The sequence below is a fragment of the Duganella sp. AC917 genome, assembly GCF_979258245.1.
On record NZ_OZ409848.1, the window covers coordinates 2,886,402 to 2,908,833 of the forward strand.

Annotated in this window: 20 protein-coding genes and 3 tRNA genes; 10 read left to right on the forward strand and 13 right to left on the reverse strand. The window is 60.4% G+C overall.

The window, feature by feature from the left end; genetic code table 11:
* Positions 1–21: 21 nt before the first annotated feature.
* From ACZ0BA_RS12370 to cysS, 3 genes are all read right to left on the reverse strand, one after another.
* Positions 22–996, reverse strand: a complete 975-nt coding sequence (locus ACZ0BA_RS12370; protein WP_463451572.1) for an acetyl-CoA carboxylase carboxyltransferase subunit alpha — start codon at positions 994–996, stop codon at positions 22–24.
* 84 nt (positions 997–1,080) lie between these two features.
* A complete protein-coding gene (locus ACZ0BA_RS12375; RefSeq protein ID WP_463451573.1) occupies positions 1,081–1,740 on the reverse strand; it encodes a DNA-3-methyladenine glycosylase family protein in 660 nt (219 codons plus the stop codon).
* Positions 1,740–3,131, reverse strand: coding sequence for a cysteine--tRNA ligase (cysS, locus tag ACZ0BA_RS12380; protein ID WP_463451574.1), 1,392 nt, complete (start codon positions 3,129–3,131; stop codon positions 1,740–1,742). Before cysS ends, ACZ0BA_RS12375 begins: the two co-directional genes overlap by 1 nt.
* A 301-nt stretch (positions 3,132–3,432) precedes the next feature.
* Between cysS and ACZ0BA_RS12385 the strand changes: the two genes are divergently transcribed.
* From ACZ0BA_RS12385 to ACZ0BA_RS12395, 3 genes are read left to right on the forward strand one after another with little or no spacing between them, the layout of a single operon-like run.
* Positions 3,433–4,068: a peptidylprolyl isomerase gene (locus ACZ0BA_RS12385; protein ID WP_463451575.1), complete on the forward strand. Its 636-nt coding sequence runs from the start codon at positions 3,433–3,435 to the stop codon at positions 4,066–4,068.
* Positions 4,069–4,119: 51 nt separating this feature from the next.
* Positions 4,120–4,614: a peptidylprolyl isomerase gene (locus ACZ0BA_RS12390; RefSeq protein WP_090321049.1), complete on the forward strand. Its 495-nt coding sequence runs from the start codon at positions 4,120–4,122 to the stop codon at positions 4,612–4,614.
* A gap of 19 nt (positions 4,615–4,633) precedes the next feature.
* Positions 4,634–5,416, forward strand: a complete 783-nt coding sequence (locus ACZ0BA_RS12395) for a UDP-2,3-diacylglucosamine diphosphatase (RefSeq protein WP_463451576.1) — start codon at positions 4,634–4,636, stop codon at positions 5,414–5,416.
* A 42-nt stretch (positions 5,417–5,458) separates the two neighbouring features.
* On the opposite strand, the gene ACZ0BA_RS12400 is transcribed toward ACZ0BA_RS12395, so the two are convergent.
* From ACZ0BA_RS12400 to ACZ0BA_RS12420, 5 genes are all read right to left on the reverse strand, one after another.
* Complete coding sequence (locus tag ACZ0BA_RS12400; RefSeq protein ID WP_463451577.1) at positions 5,459–6,214, reverse strand: tetratricopeptide repeat protein; 756 nt, start codon at positions 6,212–6,214, stop codon at positions 5,459–5,461.
* A 93-nt stretch (positions 6,215–6,307) separates the two neighbouring features.
* Positions 6,308–6,805, reverse strand: coding sequence for a DUF6622 family protein (locus ACZ0BA_RS12405; protein ID WP_463451578.1), 498 nt, complete (start codon positions 6,803–6,805; stop codon positions 6,308–6,310).
* 102 nt (positions 6,806–6,907) lie between these two features.
* Positions 6,908–8,095 carry a GAF domain-containing sensor histidine kinase gene (locus ACZ0BA_RS12410; protein ID WP_463451579.1) on the reverse strand — a complete coding sequence of 396 codons (1,188 nt, stop codon included), beginning with the start codon at positions 8,093–8,095 and terminating at the stop codon, positions 6,908–6,910.
* 54 nt (positions 8,096–8,149) lie between these two features.
* Entirely contained in the window at positions 8,150–8,722 is a 573-nt protein-coding gene (locus ACZ0BA_RS12415) for a YceB family lipoprotein (RefSeq protein WP_463451580.1), read from the reverse strand.
* 56 nt (positions 8,723–8,778) lie between these two features.
* The gene (locus ACZ0BA_RS12420) at positions 8,779–10,986 is read right to left on the reverse strand and encodes a bifunctional SulP family inorganic anion transporter/carbonic anhydrase (RefSeq protein ID WP_463451581.1); all 2,208 of its coding nucleotides are present in this window, start codon (positions 10,984–10,986) and stop codon (positions 8,779–8,781) included.
* 571 nt (positions 10,987–11,557) lie between these two features.
* Between ACZ0BA_RS12420 and ACZ0BA_RS12425 the strand changes: the two genes are divergently transcribed.
* The 4 genes from ACZ0BA_RS12425 to ACZ0BA_RS12440 all read left to right on the forward strand — a co-directional run bounded on the left by ACZ0BA_RS12425 (position 11,558) and on the right by ACZ0BA_RS12440 (position 14,554).
* Positions 11,558–12,271: a DUF72 domain-containing protein gene (locus ACZ0BA_RS12425; protein WP_463451582.1), complete on the forward strand. Its 714-nt coding sequence runs from the start codon at positions 11,558–11,560 to the stop codon at positions 12,269–12,271.
* Between the two features lie 110 nt (positions 12,272–12,381).
* Positions 12,382–12,753, forward strand: a complete 372-nt coding sequence (locus tag ACZ0BA_RS12430; RefSeq protein ID WP_463451583.1) for a GntR family transcriptional regulator — start codon at positions 12,382–12,384, stop codon at positions 12,751–12,753.
* On the forward strand, positions 12,750–13,607 hold the full coding sequence (locus ACZ0BA_RS12435; RefSeq protein ID WP_463451584.1) for an ABC transporter ATP-binding protein: 858 nt from the start codon (positions 12,750–12,752) through the stop codon (positions 13,605–13,607). The genes ACZ0BA_RS12430 and ACZ0BA_RS12435 overlap by 4 nt, the downstream gene beginning before the upstream one ends.
* Positions 13,604–14,554, forward strand: a complete 951-nt coding sequence (locus ACZ0BA_RS12440; RefSeq protein ID WP_463451585.1) for a hypothetical protein — start codon at positions 13,604–13,606, stop codon at positions 14,552–14,554. Before ACZ0BA_RS12435 ends, ACZ0BA_RS12440 begins: the two co-directional genes overlap by 4 nt.
* A 337-nt stretch (positions 14,555–14,891) precedes the next feature.
* On the opposite strand, the gene ACZ0BA_RS12445 is transcribed toward ACZ0BA_RS12440, so the two are convergent.
* The 4 genes from ACZ0BA_RS12445 to rnr all read right to left on the reverse strand — a co-directional run bounded on the left by ACZ0BA_RS12445 (position 14,892) and on the right by rnr (position 19,707).
* Positions 14,892–15,566, reverse strand: coding sequence for a YceH family protein (locus tag ACZ0BA_RS12445; RefSeq protein ID WP_463451586.1), 675 nt, complete (start codon positions 15,564–15,566; stop codon positions 14,892–14,894).
* 11 nt (positions 15,567–15,577) lie between these two features.
* The gene (gene cysE / locus ACZ0BA_RS12450) at positions 15,578–16,324 is read right to left on the reverse strand and encodes a serine O-acetyltransferase (RefSeq protein WP_463451587.1); all 747 of its coding nucleotides are present in this window, start codon (positions 16,322–16,324) and stop codon (positions 15,578–15,580) included.
* Between the two features lie 146 nt (positions 16,325–16,470).
* Positions 16,471–17,214, reverse strand: a complete 744-nt coding sequence (gene rlmB, locus ACZ0BA_RS12455; protein ID WP_090321017.1) for a 23S rRNA (guanosine(2251)-2'-O)-methyltransferase RlmB — start codon at positions 17,212–17,214, stop codon at positions 16,471–16,473.
* A gap of 3 nt (positions 17,215–17,217) precedes the next feature.
* Positions 17,218–19,707, reverse strand: a complete 2,490-nt coding sequence (gene rnr, locus ACZ0BA_RS12460; RefSeq protein ID WP_463451588.1) for a ribonuclease R — start codon at positions 19,705–19,707, stop codon at positions 17,218–17,220.
* Positions 19,708–20,050: 343 nt separating this feature from the next.
* Between rnr and ACZ0BA_RS12465 the strand changes: the two genes are divergently transcribed.
* Positions 20,051–20,135, forward strand: a tRNA-Leu gene (locus tag ACZ0BA_RS12465).
* Positions 20,136–20,209: 74 nt separating this feature from the next.
* On the opposite strand, the gene ACZ0BA_RS12470 is transcribed toward ACZ0BA_RS12465, so the two are convergent.
* Entirely contained in the window at positions 20,210–21,811 is a 1,602-nt protein-coding gene (locus tag ACZ0BA_RS12470) for an ATP-binding protein (RefSeq protein ID WP_463451589.1), read from the reverse strand.
* 218 nt (positions 21,812–22,029) lie between these two features.
* On the opposite strand from ACZ0BA_RS12470, the gene ACZ0BA_RS12475 reads away from it, so the two are divergent.
* Both ACZ0BA_RS12475 and ACZ0BA_RS12480 read left to right on the forward strand, forming a co-directional pair.
* Positions 22,030–22,114: transfer RNA gene (locus ACZ0BA_RS12475), tRNA-Leu, on the forward strand.
* Positions 22,115–22,336: 222 nt separating this feature from the next.
* Positions 22,337–22,421: transfer RNA gene (locus ACZ0BA_RS12480), tRNA-Leu, on the forward strand.
* Positions 22,422–22,432 lie beyond the last annotated feature (11 nt).

Genomic DNA, 22,432 nt, shown 5'->3' on the forward strand with positions numbered 1-22,432 from the left:
TTGGTGTTGATGCCGGCTGGTTTATTCCTGCGGCGTGGTTTCTTTGAACTTGCCGTAGCTCATCAGCTTTTCGTGGCGCGCTTCCAGCAGGTCCTTGGTTTTCATGCCGTGGAACTGGCGCAGCGAGTCGGCCAGCGCGCGCTTGAGCATGGTGGCCATCTGCTTCGGATCGCGGTGCGCGCCGCCCAGCGGCTCGCTGACGATCTTGTCGATCAGGCCGATGGCCTTGAGGCGATGCGCGGTCAGGCCCAGCGCTTCGGCGGCGTCTGCCGCGCGCTCGGAGGTCTTCCACAGGATCGAGGCGCAACCTTCCGGCGAGATCACCGAGTAGGTCGAGTATTGCAGCATCAGCACCACGTCGCCGACGGCGATCGCCAGCGCGCCGCCGGAGCCGCCTTCACCGATGATGGTGGCGATCAGCGGCACTTTGAGTTCGGCCATCACGTACAGGTTGTGGCCGATGGCCTCGGACTGGCCGCGCTCTTCGGCGTCGATACCGGGGAAAGCGCCCGGGGTGTCGACGAAGGTGAAGATCGGGATACCGAATTTCTCAGCCAGCTTCATCAGGCGCATGGCCTTGCGGTAGCCTTCCGGCTTCGGCATGCCGAAGTTGCGCATCGCGCGCTCTTTGGTGTCGCGGCCCTTTTGGTGGCCGATGACCATGCAAGCCTGGCCGTTGAAGCGCGCCAGGCCGCCCACGACCGACAAATCGTCGGCGTAGGTGCGGTCGCCGTGCAGTTCGTGGAAGTCGGTGAAGATTTCATTCACATAATCCATGGTGTATGGACGCTGCGGATGACGCGCGATTTGCGCGACCTGCCAAGGGGTCAGCTTTGCGTAGATGTCCTTGGTCAGTTGCTGGCTCTTCTTGGCCAGGCGGTCGATCTCCTCCGAGATATCGACGGCCGAATCATCCTGGACGAATCGTAGTTCTTCGATTTTGCCATCGAGTTCGGCAATCGGTTGCTCAAAATTGAGGAAAGTCGTTTTGGTCATTGTACCTCCGAGTTTATTCTCAGCTGCGGCTCAGTTGCGATCTTGTGACGCGCACAAAAAGGCCTCGCGCAGCGATTAGAGTGATTATTCTACAGCAACCGGGTCCAAACTACGCCATAAGTACCATGTCGCGACGGTTCGCCACGGCTCCCAATTGGCGGAAACCTCGCGCGCGTCGCTGCGCGAGACAGGTTCGCCCGAGAAATAATTTTGGCTGATGCCCTGGATCAGACCGGGGTCGTCCAGCGGCAGCACGTTCGGACGCAGCAGGTTAAAGATCAGGAACATCTCGGCCGTCCAGCGGCCGATGCCGCGTATCTGCACCAGTTCGGCGATGACGGCCTCGTCGTCCATCTGGCCCCACTGGGCGCTGTGGACGCGCTTGTTCTTGAAGTGATCGGCCAGGTCGAGGATGTATTCGGTCTTGCGCTTGGACAGGCCGCAGGCCGACAGTTGCTCGGCGCCGGCCTTGATCACCTGCGCGGGCGTGCATTTTGGACAGGCCAGCAGCAGCTTGTGCCAGGCGGCGTCGGCCACTTTGGGCGTCACTTGCTGGCCGACGATGGAACGCGCCAAGGTGGTGAAGGGGTCGTCATGACCGACCAGATGCAGGTCGCCAAACTGCGGGATCAGCTTTTTCATGATGCGGTCACGCTTCATGAGCTCGATCTTGGCCTCTTCCCAGTACGGCGGAACGGCCGATACCGGGCCGGCTGCGCCCTCGTTATCCTTGGCGGTGACCATTATGCGCGGCGCCAGTTGGTGGTGCCGTCAGGCTTGTCTTCGAGGATGACGCCGGCGGCCAGCAGGTCCGCGCGGATCTTGTCCGATTCGGCGAAGTTGCGCGCCTTTTTCGCTTCGATGCGCTGGGCGATCGCGGCGGCGATGGCAGCGTCGCCGCTGGTGTCCGCCTCGCCGACGGCGGCCTGGCGGAATTGCTGCGGCGTGCGGGCCAGCAAGCCGATGATGTCGGCCAGACCCTTGAGCTGACGCGCCACGGCCGGCGATTTCGATTTATTCAGTTCGCTGGCCAGGTCGAACAGTACGGCCAGCGCCACCGGCGTGTTGAAGTCGTCGTCCATGGCCTCGGCGAAGCGCGCGGCGTGCGGCTCTTGCCAATCCAGGGCCACACCGTCGGTCTCCACGCCGTCAAGCGCGGTGTACAGGCGCGTCAAAGCGACGCGGGCATCGTCAAGATGCGCGTCCGAGTAATTGAGCGGGCTGCGGTAATGGGCGCGCAGGATGAAGAAGCGGATCACTTCGGCATCGTATTTTTTCAGCACGTCGCGGATCGTGAAGAAGTTGCCCAGCGATTTGGACATCTTTTCATTGTCGACGCGGACAAAGCCGTTGTGCACCCAGTAGTTGACCATGGCGTGGCCGAACGCGCCTTCGGACTGGGCGATCTCATTCTCGTGGTGCGGGAACTGCAGGTCGGCGCCGCCGCCGTGGATGTCGAACTGTTCGCCCAAAAGCGCCGAGCACATCGCGGAGCACTCGATATGCCAACCCGGACGGCCCTTGCCCCACTTCGAATCCCATTTGACTTCGTCCGGCTCCGATTCCTTGGACGCCTTCCACAGCACGAAGTCGAGCGGATCGCGCTTGCCGGTGTTGACATCGACGCGCTCGCCGGCGCGCAGGTCGTCCAACGACTTGCCCGACAGACGGCCGTAATTGGGGAAATTGCGCACCGCGTAATTGACGTCGCCGTCGGTGCCCTGGTACGCCAGGTCCTTGCTTTCCAGCGTCTCGATCAGCGCCAGCATTTGCGGCACGTATTCGGTGGCGCGCGGCACCAGCGTGGGCGGCAAAATGCCCAGCGCGCCGGTGTCCTCGTCCATGTAGCGGGTGAAACGGGTGGTCAGCTGCGAGATCGTCTCGCCGTTTTCCACCGCGCGCTTGATGATCTTGTCGTCGATGTCGGTGATGTTGCGGGCGTACGTGACCTCGTAGCCGGAGGCCATCAACCAGCGGTACATGACGTCGAACGCCATCATCATGCGGGCGTGGCCGATGTGGCAGTAATCGTAGATGGTCATGCCGCAGACATACATGCGGACCTTGCCGGCTTCCATGGGAACGAATGTCTGCTTGTCACGCGCCAGCGTGTTGTAAATCTTTAAATTGCTCATCGGACTCTTGGGTATTCTTTTTTATAAGCGCGTGCCGCCCCCGGGGCAATACGAGAACCTGGCGCGGCGCCAAACGAGCGGGGCGCACCGTATATTCAATCGCATGCCGTGGAGACTGACAGACCCTCGGTATAGTTATTTCATTAGTTCGCTGCTTTATTTCATTCGACCGGACAGCGGGTAGAATGGAATGTATTGGAGAAGTATAGCATTGATAAAAATCGGATTGGCCCGATATGACTGAGGATTTTGGCTCGTGGGGCCGATCGTCACTAACAAAAATCTCAATGGGGAAGCAAGAATGTACAAATCGCAGACATCGCTGTTCGGCAAACTCATGACCATGTTCGCGGGTGTCGCGCTGTCCGGCGCCGCGCTGGCGGCGGGGCCGGCAGCCAAGGCCGCCGCGCCGGCCAGCCCGACGCCGCAGGTGGAAATCAAGACCACCATGGGCGACATAGTCGTCGAACTGGACCGCGAAAAGGCGCCGAAGTCGGTGGAAAATTTCCTCGGCTACGTCAAATCCGGATTTTATAAAGGCACCATCTTCCACCGCGTGATCGACGGCTTCATGATCCAGGGCGGCGGCTTCGACGAGAAGCTGACGCAGAAACGGGTCAACAAGCCGGTGCCGATCGAATCGCAGAACGGCCTGACCAATGTGACCTACTCGCTGGCGATGGCGCGCACCGGCGATCCAAACTCGGCCACCTCGCAATTCTTCATTAACGTGGCCGACAACGAGGCGCTGAACTACCCGGGCCGCGACGGCTTCGGCTACACCGTGTTCGGCAAAGTCATCCAGGGCCAGGAAGTGGTCGACAAGATCAAAGGCGTGCTGGTCGACGACAAAGGCATCTTCCAGAACATCCCGGTGATACCGGTGGTGATCAAGTCCGCCACGATTTTGAAGACCCCGATCCAGCCAAAACTGTAAAATAGCGGCCTGCGGCATCAAAATAACTCATTTACCATACAGGATAAGAATATGACCAACGTAATCATCACCACCAACATGGGCAAAATGACCGTCGAACTGAACGACGAAAAAGCCCCTAAATCCGTGGAAAACTTCCTGGCCTACATGAACGCCGGCCACTACAACAACACCATCTTCCACCGCGTGATCGACGGTTTCATGATCCAGGGCGGCGGTTTCGAGCCAGGCATGAAGCAAAAACCAGCCGACGCCACCGTGGAAAACGAAGGCAAGAACGGCCTGAAAAACGAACCGTACACCCTGGCGATGGCCCGCACCTCGGCGCCGCACTCGGCCTCGGCGCAGTTCTTCATCAACGTCAAGGGCAACTCCTTCCTCGACTACCCAGGCCAGGACGGCTGGGGCTACGCCGTGTTCGGCAAAGTCACCGAAGGCACCGAAGTCGTCGACGCCATCAAGAAAGTCAAAACCACCCGCAGCGGCATGTTTGCCGACGTGCCGGCGGAAGACGTCATCATCGAAAGCATCGAGCTGGCCGCGTAATTTTCACCAGCGAGACGCAATGAGCCAACACCAGACCGGCGAGCGCGTGAACGACGTTCTCGCGCTGTTCATCTCCGATCTGCATTTGCAGCCCGCGCATCCCGCCACCAGTGCGGCGTTTTTCGACTTCCTGGAGCGGCATGCGCGGCGCGCGCAACAGTTGTACGTGCTTGGTGACCTGTTCGAATTCTGGGCGGGCGACGACGACATCAGCGATCCCTTCCATCAGCAAGTCGTTGCCGCGCTGCGTAGCGTGAGCGATGGCGGCACGCGTGTCTACTGGTCAGGCGGCAACCGCGATTTCCTGGTCGGCGCCGGCTTTGCCGAGGCGGCCGGGTTGACCTTGCTGCCGGAAACGTACGTGGCCGAGATCGGCGGACAGCGCCTGGTCTTGTTGCACGGCGACGCCCAATGCACCGAGGATGTGAAGTACATGGAATTCCGCGCGATGGTGCGGCAGCCCGCGTATCAGGCGCAATTCATGTCGATGCCGCTGGCGCAGCGCAAGGCCATCATCGCCGGCATGCGTGAAAGCAGCCGCAGCGATCAAGGCGCGAAATCGTACGAGATCATGGATGTAACGCCGCAAGCGATCGACGACGTGTTCGCGCAAACGGGCACGGACGTGATGATCCACGGCCACACGCATCGCCCCGCCCTGCACAAGGTCGGCGCCACGCGCCGCTACGTGCTGCCCGACTGGGAGCCGGACGCAACGCCGCCACGCGGCGGCTGGATCGCGATCGACACCAACGGCGTCATCACACGCCATGACCTGAGCGGCGCTAAGGTCGACGACTAATCACAGAGATACCCATGGCGGATTACGCTACGCTAATCCGCTCTACGCATTCCGCACCGCAGCCATCGCCGCGTTCAACCGCCGTATCAACGGCTGGTTCAAATCCCGCGTATGGCTGGTCCAGCGCTGTATCGTGCGCTGCAATTCCTGATCGAGCTGGTTGGCCTTGGCCGCATCGCCCACGCCGGCAGCCCAAATGGCGCACTCCGCCTGCGTGGTAAAGCTGTTGTGATGACTCAGCGCGTAATCGAACTCCGCCCTCGCCTCATCCTGCCTGCCGTCCGCCGCCAGTGACTGCGCCAGCAACAACGACACCTGCTCCGGCCTGAAATTGGCATTGGCGGCGCGAATGGTTTGCAAATGCGTCACCGCCGCACCCGCCCTGCCGCTCGCCAACGTCGCCCGCGCGGCGCCGAACCGAATCTCCAGATCGCCCGAAAACGGCCCCTGCAAACAGGCTTCGTACGTCTTTGCCGCCTCGTCCGCGTCGCCGGCCTCCAGCAAGGCGCTCGCCAGGCGCATCTGGTTCTGCGCGGTCGGCGTGTACTCGTAGGCTTGCCTTGCTTCGCGCAACTCGCGTCCCGGGTCGAGCGTCCTGGCGGCGACCGTCACCACCTTGCGCGCGCCGTGCTGCAGCTTGGAGTTCGGCAAATAGATCGCGACGAAATACACCACACTGCCGATCCCTGGAAACATGAACAGTATCATCAGCCAGTACATCTGTTGCCCGCTGCGGATCACGTGGATGGCGAAGAAAATCGCCACCAGCACGTGGATGCCGATACCAAATATATACATAGACCGCCCCAACAATGTCATCGATGCGGCCCATTGTAGAAGCTCTTGCCGCCGGCCACAAGGCAGGCCGGGGCCGCTTAAGGATCGGCGTAATTAAGCCAGGGCTGCGGCCGGCTGGCGCACATAGGCGGCGACATAACGCAGCAACCGGCCGACGAAGACGCCGTTGAACACGCCGAACAAGCCGCTCACTGCGACGACAAACAGCATCTGGCTCTGCAACTCGGGATGCATCGCCGACATCACCGCAACCGTGTACTTGGTGGCAAAAATGGCGATCATCAGCACCAGCGGCGTCCAGCTGCCGCGCTGCAGGACGGTGCCGGCGGCCCGATCGACCGAAATCTCGCCTTTGTCCGTCGTCCAGATAACCAAAACAGTGACCAGCATGCCAGTCAGCCACACACCCGCGCCGAGCACGCCTTGGCCCTTGATGCTGACAAGCGACAACACCAGCATGACGGCCGGAATGATGAACAGTTTTCGCAAGGAAACTTCCCGGTCGCTGGCGGCCAGTACGCCGCGATAGACCAGAAAGGCCAGCAAGGCCCAAACGTAGAGGGGGGTGTGGGAAATAATTTGCTGAATCATGGCGTGCTCCGCAGGGTGGGTTGAATTGCCCCCACTATGCCTGCGGCCCAGCCATGAAACGTGACGATGCGACGAAATGCAGCCCGACGGCGCGAATTGCGGTCAGCCGGCGTGAACCGGGTCCTTCATCCTGAAAACAAACGAGGTCGCATCATCGGTGGAGACAACATCGAGCTCACCATTGTGCGATAGCGCGATCTCCGACACGATGAACAATCCCAATCCGAGTCCTTTTTGCCCGAAAACCGGCTTTCCGCGCCAGAAAGGCTTGAACAGCTGGCTGACGGTATCCTCGGGGATGGCCGGACCGTCGTTGGCGACGATGATTTCCAGCGCCCCGCCCTGCTGCGTAACGTGCACCCGCACCGGACGCTTGCCGTCGCCGTGCACCAGCGCGTTCTTGAGCAGGTTGGACAGCAGCTGCGCCATGCGCCCCGCATCGACCAGCAGCGGCCCGCCGAGCGATAACTGGACGACAATCTCGCGATCCGGGTAGTCGCCGCGCAACTCCGCGATGACTTGCTCGAAGGCCGCTTTCAGGTTGCTCTCCAGTTTGAGCTCGATGGCGATGCCGCCGCCCATGCGCCCGCGCGTAAAGTCGACCACATCGTCGACCAGGCCGGCGATCCGCATCGCGCTGCGGCGGATGCGGTCGACCACTTTGACCGCCTGGGGCGGCAGCGCGAGCATGTTCAGTACATCGGCGCCGGTGACGATGGAACTGAGCGGCGTGCGCAAGTCGTGGCCCAGCACGGCGATGAACTGCTCGCGCAGTTCGGCGCTGGCCTGCTCGTCCAGCAGCGCCGTGCGCGTTTCGGCCAGCTCGCGCTCGCTTTCAAGCTGGGTCGAAATAAGCTGGGCAAACAGCTGCAAGGTCTGGCGCACTTTGGGCGCCGACAACTCGTTGGGCACGGGATCGAGCCCGCACAGCGTGCCAAAGTACTCGCCGTCCGGACGGAACAGCGGAATCGAAAAATAACTCTGGAATCCGTACATGCGCGGCGTGTGATGGTCGCGGTAGCGCTCGTCCCGCGCCACGTGGTCGATTACGACCGGGTGGCGGGTGTCGCGCACTTCTTCGCAAATGGTGGTGGTGACGTCAAGCCCGTCGCCCACGTTCAAACCGAAGTCGAGCTTGTCGAGCACCGCGCAGGTGGTCCAGGAATCGGCGGTCACCCGCGCCACGCAAACGAAACGCAAACCCGTTAGCGCCGCAACGGTTTCCAATATCGTCGGCACGGCCGCGATCGACTGGATGGCGGCAATATCGGTGGCGATCTTTTCCTGCATGCTGGGCGTCCTCGAGTCATGGAGTTGACATCTTACCCGCTAAGAAACGCGACGCTAGCGCGATTGCTCAGCCGGCCGCAAGTTCGCGACCAGCCCGCCCGGACGCGTGCTAATGCCGGTCAAGACGAACTGCACACCTGCATATCGCAACTCCTTCGGATCGAAAGTGTGCACGGCGATATCCTTGACGACATTGTCCCCCAACAAGTTTGCCACACTCGCGAGCTGCACCTGTTTTCCTTCGTCCAAGTTATCCATGGCGAAGCGATCGACGTGTGCCTCGCTGAGGTAGACGGTGTTGCGCACGCTGTCCACATTGAGCCGGCCCGACACCGTCATGTTGCCGCGCCACGACTGGCGCGCCAGCAGCGGCGTCACGTTCAGGTCGACGGTCAGCGCGACACGGTTGTTTTCGGCCAGAATGGCCAGTTGGGGATGGCTCAGTTCGACCTCGAACACGCCCAGCACGCGCTGGCGCATCGGGAATTTTCGGTCGAGATTGTGTTGCAGGCGCTCTTGGGGCAGATCGACCTCGCGCGGGCCGATCAGGGAGGCGCAGGCGGCCAGCAGCAATGTCGCCGCCAGCAACGGGAAGGCAAACTTGAGAACGCGTTTAAGGTCGATCATATTGTCCTTTTCGAGGTGAACTCGACGACATTATGACCGACCTGCGAACTCCCGGCTCAGGCAGCGAGATCGCTATCGGACGACCGGTAGCGCTGTACGGTGTCGCCCGTGACCAGTTCGCCGAATTGCACGGTTCTGGACGCGATATCGTGGTAGGCGCCAACCAGGCCCATCTCGCCACGCTGAATGCAACCGCGCAGGTATTCGCTGCCGTTGATCACTTCCGCCAGGGAGTTTTCGATGTTCTGGCGGGCGATCTGGTCGCGCAGTTCTTTGCTGCCCGCCTCCGCCTGCGTTCCCGAGCACTGGTGGATCGCCATCTGGATCTTGCCGGTGATCGCGCCGATGCTGTGCGCATGCTCGTTGGCCATCGCCAGACCGATGGCGCCGCAAGACGAGTGGCCCTTGACGACGATCAGCTTGGCGCCCAGTTTGTGCGCGATCTCCAGGCTGCCGATGATTTCACGGCTGATGACATTGCCGGCGATACGAATCGTCAGCAAATCCCCGATGCCGGCATCGAAAATGATCTCCGGCGAAGTCCGGGAATCGATGCAGTTCACCACCACCGCCATCGGATGCTGGCCGGAGGCCGTCGCGTCTGCCTGGTGCACGTAATACTTTTCGAAGCAGCGGCCGGCCTTGAAGCGCTCATTGCCGTCCCGCAGCAGTTGCAGCACTTCATGCGGACGCAGCTTTTTCTGGGTTTCCTGGTCCAGCACGGGCACGAACTGGATCGGATCTTTCAACGCATATTTGTCACGCAAACCGATGATGTTGAGCTGTACATCGCGTTCGGCGGCGACCACGCGGTAGTCCTCGATAGTTTCCAAAACGTCATTATCGATAAAATCGGCATTGCTGGCGTTGATCAACACTTTTGAGCCGTCGGGAATTTCCCAAAGAGCGGTTTTGATGGTGGCCTTGTTCAAGAACGACACTTGATTGGGCAATTCCATCTTGATCACCTCGCCGATGTGCAGGCGATATTGCTCCATGGAGAACGGATTGCGGAAGTTGCTGCGCATAAGATAAAACACGCCCGCCGCCAGGCCGATCAGCACGCCCATCAACAAATCGGTGAAAACAATGGCCAGCACGGTAATCACAAATGGAACGAATTGCGACCAGCCTTTTTGATACATGTCGCGGAACAACGAAACTTTGGCCAATTTGTAGCCGGTCGTAATGAGGATGGCGGCCAGTGCGGACAATGGAATCAGATTCAATAACGGACTCAGCAATGCAACGCTGACCAGCATGAATACGCCATGCAGGACGGCAGAGGCCTTGGTTTTATTACCCGATTGAACGTTCACCGAGCTGCGCACGATCACGGAGGTGACCGGCAGCCCGCCCAGCAGGCCGGCAAAGATATTACCGACGCCCTGGGCCACCAGCTCGCGGTTGGGCGGCGTCTCGCGTTTGTGGGGATCAAGCTTGTCGACCGCCTCGACATTCAACAATGTCTCCAGCGACGCGACAATAGCGATGGTAATGCCGACGAACCAGACGTCGCGATTGGCGAAATGGCTGAGTTCCGGCAAATGCAGATACGCGCCAAGATTACTGGTATCGATCGGAGGAATATCCACCAGGTGCGTTTGTTCGATTGCCAGTGCCGGCACATAATTAATGAACAGGATATTCAACAGGATGCCCAGCGCTACCACAAACAACGGCGCCGGTAACAGTTTGAATCGCTTGAACGGCGTTTTATCCCAGTAGACCAGCAACAGAACCGATAGCAGCGAAATAATCAACGCACCGGGCGTAATAACATTCAGCGCATTGAGGATGGCCGAGAAAGTATTCTCGCCATTCCCTTGCGTAAAGGAGAAGTTATCAACGTCGGTTTTGTCGTATCCGATAGCATGCGGAATCTGCTTGAGGATCAACAGAATACCAATTGCCGCAAGCAGCCCTTTAATCACATTCGAAGGAATGTAGTTGGCGATAAAGCCAGCCCGAAATATACCCATAGCCAACTGCAATACCCCGGCGATCAATATCGCCACCAGCAGTATCTCGAACGTGCCCAGCTTGGTGATGGAGGCTAGTACCACGGCCGCCAGACCGGCTGCCGGACCACTGACGCTGGTTTGCGAGCCGCTGATCATGCCAACGACAATGCCGCCGATAATGCCGGAGATGATGCCGGAGAACAGCGGCGCGCCCGAGGCAAGGGCGATGCCCAGACACAGCGGCAGCGCCACCAGGAAGACCACGATCGCGGCCGGTACATCGTACTTGAGTTTATTCATAATCAATATCCATGTTGATGAATGATTTAAACGGATGACTATGATTAGTCAGACAGACGCCAGCCAGCATCCACCGATGATCACGACGTCATCGAATTGGAAGAGATTTAAACAAGCGGTTATCGGGGCAGCACTACCAATTTACCCGGACGCCTGCGCAGGCGTATGGAAAATTGGAATATCTCAGCACGACCGCTATCGTGGTTGATAACGGCGCGGAGGATGACAACCAAAGGCTTCAGCGGTGAAAATAATATAGCACGGAGTTTTCGATTCCGCCAACATTGTTTAACAATTCAGATTTTAAACAATGCTTTCCTATTGTCACTTTTTTTGAATGCACCATGGTAGTGCGATTTAATATGTCAAGTACGGTATTCTACTTATCCGGCGAATGAAATAAAAAATTCATATATCAGATATATTTCTATAGTTTCAAATTGCAAGTAACGGATAATAATCACAGAGATGATTGGTCAACCGGCTTGGCCGATGCTGGCGAATGGCGCGCCACCGATTCAGGATAACCCTTAAAATGAACCAGGGTGTTCTTTTATGAGCGAGGTTATTAATGACGATTTCAAATATACGTATTGGCTGCGCCGGTTGGAGTATCGACCGACAATCGGCACCTAGGCTTCCGGGCGAAGGCAGCCATTTGCAACGCTACGCCACGGTCTTGAACGCGGCCGAGATTAACTCATCCTTCTACAAGCCGCATCAGGCCTCGACCTATGCACGCTGGGCCGAAAGTGTGCCCGACACCTTCCGCTTTTCAGTCAAGTTACCTCGAAGCATCAGTCATTATCAGAAGTTATCGGACATCGATGACTTATTGGCAAGGTTCGCCGAGGAGGCAGGCACCTTGGGCGACAAACTCGGCTGCATACTCGTGCAACTGCCGCCCAGCCTTGTGTTCGACAAAAACGTTGCCGACGGGTTTTTCGAGCGCCTGCACGGAAGCTTCACATGCGCCCTCGCCTGCGAGGCGCGGAACGGCAGCTGGTTCGGGGACGATGCGACGGAGCTGATGAAACGTCATGACGTGACCCGCGTCATCGCCGACCCGCCAGCGGGCCAGGCAGGCGTTTTCGTGCCGACCACCGACATGATCTACGCGCGTTTGCACGGCAGTCCGAGAATTTATTACTCACCGTATGAAGAAAAATATCTGAATCAAGTTGCAGATTATCTAAAAAAACATCCGGGTTGGTGCATCTTCGATAACACCGCATCCGGCGCAGCCCTGCCCAACGCTCTGGAATTGATGGAAAAAGTGCGCTAGCCGACGCGGTAGCGACCACCAGATGAATTTTTGGGCTTGCTTTTCTCGCGATCACTGTTATAGTTCACTACAACACCACTTCATTAACACACATCAAGGGGTACACATGTATGTCCACGATAGGCTGGAATGACAACGCGCCGATCTACCGGCAGCTCAAGGACAAGGTCATCGGCATGATGCTCGATGGCATTCTCAAACCGGGCGATGCCCTGCCCTCGGTCAGGCAAGTCGCCGCCGATTATCAACTCAATCCGATCACCGTATTGCGCGCCTATCAGGAGCTCGTGGACGACACCCTGGTCGAAAAAAGAAGGGGATTAGGTATGTATGTTACTGACGGCGCTCCCGAAAAACTGCTGGCCAGCGAACGCGAACGTTTCCTGCGCGAGGAATGGCCGGCCATGCTCGAACGCATCCGCCGGCTTGGCCTCGAACTCGAGTCGCTGCTCAAGCCGGCAGCGCCAGGAGGTGCCGCATGAGCGCCATCATCACCGCATCTAATCTCAGCAAGAGATACGGCAAGCAAGCCGCGCTCGACGGGGTCAGCTTCACGGTCGAGGCGGGCCGCATCGTCGGCTTGATCGGCCCCAACGGTTCGGGCAAGACCACCACGCTCAAAGCCCTGCTGGGACTGACCCAGTTCGACGGCGAATTGTCGGTGCTTGGCATGGACCCGCGCACCCAGCGCGACGCGCTGATGAACGACGTGTGCTTCATCGCCGACGTCGCCATCCTGCCGAAGTGGCTCAAGGTCAAGGATGCCATCGATTTCGTTGAGGGCGTGCATCCGCGTTTCGACCGCAGCAAGGCGGAGAAGTATCTGGCGATCACCAAGCTGAATCCGCAGATGAAGGTCAAGGCCATGTCCAAGGGCATGGTGGTGCAGCTGCACCTGGCGCTGGTCATGGCCATCGACGCCAAGCTGCTGGTGCTCGACGAGCCGACGCTGGGTCTGGATATTCTGTACCGCAAGCAGTTCTATCAGAATTTGCTGGAGGACTATTTCGACGAAAACAAAACCATCGTCATCACGACGCACCAGATCGAGGAGGTCGAGCACATCCTGACCGACCTGATGTTCATCCAGGACGGCAAAATCTCGCTGGCCGCGACGATGGACGAAGTCGGCGAGCGCTTCACGGAAGTGATGGTCGAGCCGCCGTTCATCGCCGCCGCCAACGCGCTGCGGCCGATGACGCAGCGTACCGTGTTCGGCAAGTCCATCATGCTGTTCGACGGTGTATCGCGCGAGCAGCTGGCGAACTTTGGCGAACTGCGCACGCCCAGCGTCGCCGATCTGTTCGTCGCCACCATGAAAGGAACCTACGCATGAAAACCATGAAATGGCTGATCAAGCGCGAGATGTGGGAACACAAGGGCATGCTAGTGTGGGCGCCCGCCGTGATCGCCACGCTGGTCGCGGTGATGGCGCTGGTCGCCGCCACGTTCGACAAGAACATCAGCATCAACGGCGACGGTTCGCCATCGCAGATCCTGTCCGTCACGCTGGAGGGCAAGGTGCGCACGCAAGTGGTCGAAACGATGGCGCAGGCTTACATGGCCGCGTCCGCGCCGGTGCTGCTGGTGCTCGGCTTCCTGGTGTTCTTCTATTGCCTTGGCGCGCTGCACGACGAGCGCCGCGACCGCAGTCTGCTGTTCTGGAAATCGCTGCCGGTCTCGGACACGATGACGGTGTTGTCGAAGGTCGTACTGGCTGCCGTTGTGGCGCCGCTGATCACGCTAGGCATCGGCTTCGTGCTGTCGCTGCTGGTCCTGTTCATCGGCGCCCTACTGTTGCTCACGCACGGCACCAACGTGTTCGGCGAACTGTTCCTCACGCCTGACTTCTACCTGACGCCGCTGCGCATGCTCGGACTGCTGCCCTTGTACGTGCTGTGGGCGTTGCCGACGGTCGGTTGGTTGCTGATGGTGTCGAGCATGGCGCGCTCCAAGGTATTCCTGTGGGCGGTGGGCACGCCGCTGGTGACGGCGCTGCTGTTGCTGTGGGCCGAGAAGATTATGCATCTCGGCATTAACTCGACCTGGTTCGTCAGCAATATCGTCTGCCGGCTGTTGCTCAGCGTGGTGCCGGGCGCGTGGCTGCTGTTCGATGACGCCCGCGTCGTGACGCAGAACGTGCAGCATCGGTTGCCGGTACCGCAGATCTTCGGCGAATCGTGGGCGACGTTAGGCAACGCCAATGTGTGGATCGGTGTCGCCGCCGGCGTCGCCATGATCACGGTCGCCATCTGGATGCGCCGCCGCCGCGAGGAAGGCTGAACTACGGCGGGCACTCACAATCCTGAGCCCATCAACTTCCGGGGTCAAGTCTGTCATTCGGACACGAGGCCAGCCGTCTCGCAGCGTTAAGGTTGAGCCCGTGTCCAAATGACAGACTTGACCCCGGGGCTATAGAGGTTATTCGAACTGCTTGCGGAATTCGGCGAACTGCGCGCTGAGGTCGTCGAAGTCGCGCCGCAGCTGCTGCACTTCCTGCTCAAGCGAAGCGACCAACTTCCGGGGTCAAGTCTGTCATTCGGACACGAGGCCAGCCGTCTCGCAGCGTTAAGGTTGAGCCCGTGTCCGAATGACAGACTTGACCCCGGGGCTATAGAGGTTATTCGAACTGCTTGCGGAATTCGGCGAACTGCGCGCTGAGGTCGTCGAAGTCGCGCCGCAGTTGCTGCACTTCCTGCTCAAGCGAAGCGACCCGGCCGCCCGACGATGCCGAGCTGACCGAACCGCCCAGCCCTGCCGCCGTTTCTTCACGCGCCAGTGCGTCTTCGCCACCCAGCAACTGGCCGTAGCGCGGCTCTTTCGTGCCGGGCGCGAGGGCGAGCTTCGAGACCAGTGGCGGATATTTGTCGATCAGGAATTGCAGCGCGTTTTCGACGTCGGCCACCGATTTGAAGTCATGCAAGCGCCCGGTGCGCGTGCGGATCTCGCCCGCCGTTTGCAACCCGCGCAGCATCAATATCGTCAACACCGCCAGCTTGTCCTGCTCCAGCGACCATTTGATGCGCATGCGATGCTCGTATTTGGTCACCCGCGCGCCGGCCTGCGTGATGCCGTTGACGAATTTGCGCTGCATCAGCCGCTGCAATACCTCGGACACCGTCTCTTCCGAGATCGACATCACCGGATCGCGGCTCGACAACTGGTTGCAGCCGTTGACCAGCGCGTTCAGCGACAACGGATAATTGTCCGGCGTGAGCGCTTCCTTTTCAGCCAGCACCGCCAGCACGCGGATTTCAAACGGGTCCAGTATTTCTGCGCCTGCGGGTGATTCCATGTCCATGATCCTTATTCGACAAGCTTGTTTAAATGTTCGGAATTCAATTTATCACATTCGGCTACTCCCTGACAGGGCAACCCCGCCGCCTTCAGCGCTGCCAGGATGCGCTCGATCTGCTCTTCTTGCTGGACGGCGTGGTTGATCAGCCCGTGCAGCGCTTTCGACAGCGGGTCGTCGCCGTTCGGCGTGACGCCGTAGGCCGAGAATAAATGCGCGGTGGCGCTGACCGGCGCGGCCGCTTCCTTCCGCACGATGTGCGCCGGATTGCCGACCGCCGTGGCGCCCGCCGGCACCGGCTTGAGCAGCACGGCGTTCGAACCGACCTTGGCGTATTCGCCCACCGTGAAGCCGCCCAGCACCTTGGCGCCGGCGCCGACGATGACGCCGCGCGCCAACGTCGGGTGGCGCTTGCTGCCGGTGTGCAGCGAGGTGCCGCCCAACGTCACGCCCTGATAGATGGTGCAGTCGTCCCCCACTTCCGCCGTCTCGCCGATGACCACGCCAAAGCCATGGTCGATGAACACGCGCCTTCCAATGGTCGCGCCCGGATGGATTTCAATCCCGGTGATGATGCGGGCCAGGTAGGAGATGAAGCGGCCGAGCCACTTCATGCCATGCCACCAGCACCAGCTGGCCCAGCGGTGCATGACGATCGCCTGCAGGCCGGGATAGCAAGTAAGCACCTCCCAGGTGTTGCGGGCGGCGGGGTCGCGTTCGATGATGCTGTTAATGTCTTGTCGCAGGTGCTTGAACATAGCTGTACATAATGACAACCGAAAGGCCCATGGTAGCGCATCCGGTTGGTGGTTGCTAAGAAGCGGCAGACTTGGAGGGAGGGAGCGGATGAAAACAGCGGCGGCCCTCGAAGTGAGCCGCCGGAACTGCTTTGCCGGGATGCTGGTTAAGCTTCCCTGGCAAGGCGCTGGCGGCGCGCCTCGTACAGACAGACGCCGGAGGCGACCGAGACGTTCAAACTTTCAACCGAACCGAACATCGGGATGCTGACCAGCATGTCGCAGGTCTCGCGCGTCAGGCGACGCATGCCCTCGCCTTCCGAACCCATGACCAGCGCGGTCGGGCCGGTGAAGTCGGCTTCGTACAAACCTTTTTCGCCGTCGTCGGACGTGCCGATCAGCCAGATGTCGCGGTCCTTCAGGTCGCGCAAGGTGCGCGCCAGATTGGTGACGGTGATGTAAGGCACGGTCTCTGCCGCGCCGCTGGCGACCTTGGCTGCCGTGGCGTTCAGACCGACGGCGCGGTCCTTCGGCACGATCACCGCGTGGGCGCCGACACCGTCGGCCACGCGCAGGCAGGCGCCCAGGTTGTGCGGATCGGTGATGCCGTCGAGTACCAGCAGCAGCGGCGGGCCTTCGATGGCGTCGAGCAGTTCATCGAGATTGCGCGCCAGCGCCAGCTGCGAGGCGAAGGCGATCACGCCCTGGTGGCGGCGGGTGCCGACGATCTTGTCGAGCCGGCCCGAGTCGACCGGCATGACGCGCACGCCGGCCGCCTTGGCGTTGGCGACCAGATCCTTCATGCGGCGGTCGTCGCGCGTGGCGTCGATGAAAATCTCTTCCACGGATGAGGCCTCATGACGCAAACGCGAGGTCACCGCATGGAAACCAAAAATCATTTTGTTCTTCATTATTTATCGCTTCTTCTTACTTTTTGAGGCAGGCTTCGCTGCTCGGGGTGCTACCGCGGCACTCGCCGCGGCATTGGTTTTGCCGCGTCCGCCACGCGAGCGCGACGATGGCTTGTCGCCCGCCTGCCCTGACGGCTGGGCCGACTGCGCCGATTTCGGTGCAGTGGTCTTGACCTCGTGGCGTTGCGACGTCGTCGGGCCCGGCTTGATGTTGCCCTTGCGATCCTTGTCCTTGGACGATTTCTCCGGACGTGGCGGCGGCGCGTCGACCCCGGCCAGGCGCAGATCGATCTTGCGCGATTCCAGATCGACACGGACCACTTGCACGTCGACCTTGTCGGTCAGCTGGAAACGCTTGCCGGTGCGGTCGCCGCGCAGTTCGTGGCGGGCGTCGTCGTACTGGAAGTAGTCGGTGCCGAGGTCGGTGATGTGCACCATGCCTTCGACGAACAACTGGTCCAGCTGCACGAAGATGCCGAAGCTGGTCACGCCGGTGATGATGCCGGTGAATTCCTCGCCCAGTTTGTCCTGCATGAAGTAGCACTTCAGCCAGGCTTCGACGTCGCGCGACGCTTCGTCGGCGCGGCGTTCGTTGGCCGAGCAGTGCACGCCCAGCGCATCCCACACGGTCAGGTCGACGGCGGCTTTTTTCTCTTTACCGTCGGCCTTGTCCTTGGCCTGCTGCTTGCGCGTGGCGTTCGAGACGTTGGTGTTGAGCACGCTGGTCGACGGGATTTTCGGCTCGTACTTCTTACCCAGCAGGATGGCTTTGATGGCGCGGTGCGTCAGCAAGTCCGGATAGCGGCGGATCGGGCTGGTGAAGTGGGCGTACGCCTCGTACGCCAGGCCGAAGTGGCCGATGTTGTCGGGCGAGTAGACCGCCTGTTGCATTGAGCGCAGCAGCATGGTTTGCAGCAGCGACGCGTCCGGACGCTCCTTGACCTGACGCATCAGCTCGGCGTAATCGCCGGCGGTCGGCTTGTCGCCGCCGTTCAGGTTCAGGTTCACCTGCTTGAGGAAGGTACGCACCTGCTTGAGCTTTTCAGCGGTCGGGCTGGCGTGGATACGATAGGTGCCCGGATGCTTGTTGCGGATCAGCAGGTCGGCCGCGCAGACGTTGGCGGTCAACATGCATTCTTCGATCAGCTTGTGCGCTTCGTTGCGGGTGCGCGGGATGATCTTTTCGATCTTGCCCGACGGATTGCAGACGATGTACGTTTCCGTGGTCTCGAAGTCGATCGCGCCGCGTTCGCTGCGCGCCTTCAACAACGCCTGGTAGACGTTGTACAGGTTCAGCAGATGCGGCACGATGCCTGGACGGCGCGCCGCTTCCGGTCCCTTGGTGTTGCCGAGGATATCGGCCACTTCGTTGTAGGTCAGCCGCGCGGCCGAGTGGATCACGGCCGGGTAGAACTGGTAGGCCTTGATCTCGCCCTTGGCGGTGATGACGGCGTCGCACACCAGGGTCAAGCGGTCGACCGCCGGGTTCAGCGAGCACAGGCCGTTGGACAATTTTTCCGGCAGCATCGGTATCACGCGGCGCGGGAAGTAGACCGAGGTGCTGCGTTCGAGCGCGTCGGTGTCGAGCGCGTCGTTCGGCTTGACGTAATGGCTGACGTCGGCAATGGCGACGATCAGGCGGAACGCGTTGGCGCGGCCGATCTTGACCGGCTCGCAGTAGACCGCGTCGTCGAAGTCGCGCGCGTCTTCGCCGTCGATGGTCACCAGCGGGATGTCGCGCAGGTCGACGCGGTCGGCCAGGTCGATGTCGCGCACGACGTCGGGCAGCTTGTTGGCTTGCTTGAGCGCGGCGTCCGAGAAGATGTGCGGCACGCCGAACTTGCGCACGGCGATTTCGATCTCCATGCCCGGATCGTCAAGCGAGCCCAGCACTTCAACGATCTTGCCGACCGGCTGCTTGAAGCGCATCGGTTGCTCGGTCAGCTCAACGCTGACGACCTGCCCCGATTTGGCCTTGCCGATCGCGCCTTCGATCAGGATGTCCTGGGCGATGCGCTGGTCTTCCGGCGCGACGATCCAGGTGCCGTTTTCGTTGAGCAGGCGGCCGATGACGTGCGTGTTGGCGCGCTGGACGACTTCGACGATCGTGCCTTCGGGACGGCCGCGGCGATCGACGCCGATGACCTTGGCCAGCACGCGGTCGCCATGCAGCACTTTCTGCATCTCTTTTTCAGGCAGGAACAGGTCTTCGCCCGGCTCGTCCGGGATGACAAAGCCGAAGCCGTCGCGGTGGCTGCTGACGCGGCCGGCGACAAAGCCGGTCTCGGTGGCAAGCGAGAAGTGACCGCTGTCGTCGGAGACGATCTGGCCGTCGCGCTGCATGGCGTTGAGCCGGCGCGACAGCACGGCTTGTGCGTCTGGCGCGACTTTGAGCGACTTCGCTACTGCGAGCAGGTCAAGCGGCGCCTCGGCGCTGCGGAAGATGCCGAGAATTTCCTCCCGGCTGGGAATGGTGTGGGTAATTTGGTTCAAAAGTATTTCTGTAGTTGTTATTGACAGTGTTCAGAGGAAATCCGGCCTGGCAAAATCGTCGGGTGCATATATATGACTTGACGACAGGCGTAGTGTACTTGGAAACGCCAGGATTGACTAATTGGGCACGCCGCTAGCGGATTTTTTAGACAGGTTTGGAAATTGGTGTTTGACATTGCGCAGGATTGCTCTATAATCTTGGTCTCTCGCAGCGACAATGTTGAAAGACATAGTTTAAACGAGAAACTGCTAGACTGGGTTGATGCGCAGTATGGAACGAAAGTTCATCTGGCGCGAAACTCACCCTGTCGCTATAATTGCAGTGTTGTTCAGCAGTATCAGTGCCCACGTGGCGGAATTGGTAGACGCGCATGGTTCAGGTCCATGTGCCGCAAGGTGTGGGGGTTCGAGTCCCTCCGTGGGCACCACAAATTCCGCAAAAAAGCCTCCAGTTAGCCTCACGGCGCACTGGAGGCTTTTTTCATTGCGCCATCATCCGCGATTATCTTATCCACTGCAAATTGAGGCGTTTGCCGATCTCGCCGAGCAGCGCATGCTCGTCGACCGGCTTGCCGAGGAAGGCGTTGGCGCCGGCCGCGATCGCGCGCTGCCCCTCCTCCGGCGTCGAGCTGGCCGAAATGATCAGCACCGGCGTGTTGGCGGTGCGCGGCTCGGCGCGCAGCCTTCGGGTCGTATCGATGCCGTCCATGTCCGGCATCACCATATCCATCAACACCATGTCCGGCGGATCGATATTCACCAGCAGCAACGCGGCGGCGCCGTTGTCGGCCTCCAGCATCCGGAAGCCCAGCGCGCCCAGCAAATCGCGCAGCAAGGCGCGGTTGGTCGCGACATCGTCCACCACCAGCAAGCTTTTGCGCGGCCCGAGATAGCCGCTGGGGCTGTCATCGCCACCGTTGGCGACGCCGGGCGCGTCGACCACCGGCATCGGCACGTCGAACCAGAAGCGACTGCCCCGTCCCGGCGTGCTCTCCACTTTCACATCGCCACCCATCTGACGGACCAGTTGGCGGCTGATCGCCAAGCCCAGGCCGGTGCCGCCGGCGCGACGCGCCGTGTCGCCGACTTGTTCGAACGGATCGAAAATAATATCCAGTTGCGACGCGTCGATGCCCACGCCGTCGTCGAACACTTCGAAGCGCAGCTGGGCCGTGGCCACCGGGCCGGACGCGGATGCGGACGTCGGCGCCGGCGATACGCGCAGGCGGACCGCGCCGCTATCGGTGAATTTGACGGCGTTGCCAAGCAGGTTCAACAGCACCTGCCGCAGCCGTGTCTCGTCTACGCTGATCGCCAGCGGCAACCCGCCGACGAGTTCCAGCTCAAAATGCAAATGCCGCTGCTCGGCCCGCACGCGCATGATGTCGGCCACCACCGTCAGCAATTCGCCCAGCCGCACCGGCTTCGGATGGAATTCCATCTTGCCCGCCTCCACGCGCGACAGATCCAGCACGTCGTTAATCAGCGCCAGCAAATGATGGCCGCCCTGATGAATCGTGCCGAGTCCGGCTTGCTGCGACGCCGACAGCTGCTTGTCGCGCTTCAGAATTTGCGTGTAGCCGAGGATGGCGTTAAGCGGCGTGCGCAGCTCGTGGCTCATCGCGGCCAGGAAGGCGCTCTTGGCGCGATTGGCCACTTCGGCGCGCTCCATCGCTGCGCGCAGGTCCTGATTGGCTTGCAGCAGTTCGGCGTTGACGGCGGCCAGCTGCGCGGGACTCGGTATCCGCAACGCCACCGGCACCAGCCGCACCAGCGCGATCGCCGTCACCACCGACGCGACGGCAGTGATCGCCTTGAGGATGACCAGCGGCACGTAGTCGGGACGCCAGACCACCCAGATCTCGGCCAGGTGCGTGCTGCCGCAGGCGAGGATGAACACACCGAACGCGACGAACATCCAGTTGAACGGCATGTCGCGGCGGCGGCGTATGAAGTAAATCAACGTGACGGGAATGGTCAGGTAGGCCAGCGCGATCAGCGCGTCGGCAATGACGCTGGTCCACAGGATGGACGGTATCCACAAAAAGCAATGGCCGTGCGGCATAAATCCCTGGCTGTTAAACCAGTTGTCCAACATCTGCATCGAAAGTCTCCGTATGACTGGCTGCCCAGCAAGCAAAGTGGAGCTTACGAAAGTGCGCCGCAACAAGCAAGCGCGAAACCGCGATTGCCGCGCCCGGCGTGGCGCAAAAAATTCTTTCGCATAAAAATCGTTTCTCTCTTGACTGCGATGGGCGGCTCACTTATGATTCTGGCCTCTGTTGCAGAACACGCAGCAGCGAAGCAACAACGTAGTACAGTGCCCACGTGGCGGAATTGGTAGACGCGCATGGTTCAGGTCCATGTGCCGCAAGGTGTGGGGGTTCGAGTCCCTCCGTGGGCACCACAAAATTCCGCAAAAAAGCCTCCATCAGCCACAAGGCCGATCGGAGGCTTTTTTCATTTTGCGGTGACCGACGCGCTTACAAGATCGCACTGGCAACCTTGGGATTTGAATAATTTCGCCCAAGCACCAAATTGCTATTGACGAGGTGGCAGCCCTCCTTTAAGATTCGGGCCTCTGTTGCAGAACACGCAGCGGAAAGTAAGAAGCAGCAAGCAGTTCAGTGCCCACGTGGCGGAATTGGTAGACGCGCATGGTTCAGGTCCATGTGCCGCAAGGTGTGGGGGTTCGAGTCCCTCCGTGGGCACCACTCTACCGGAT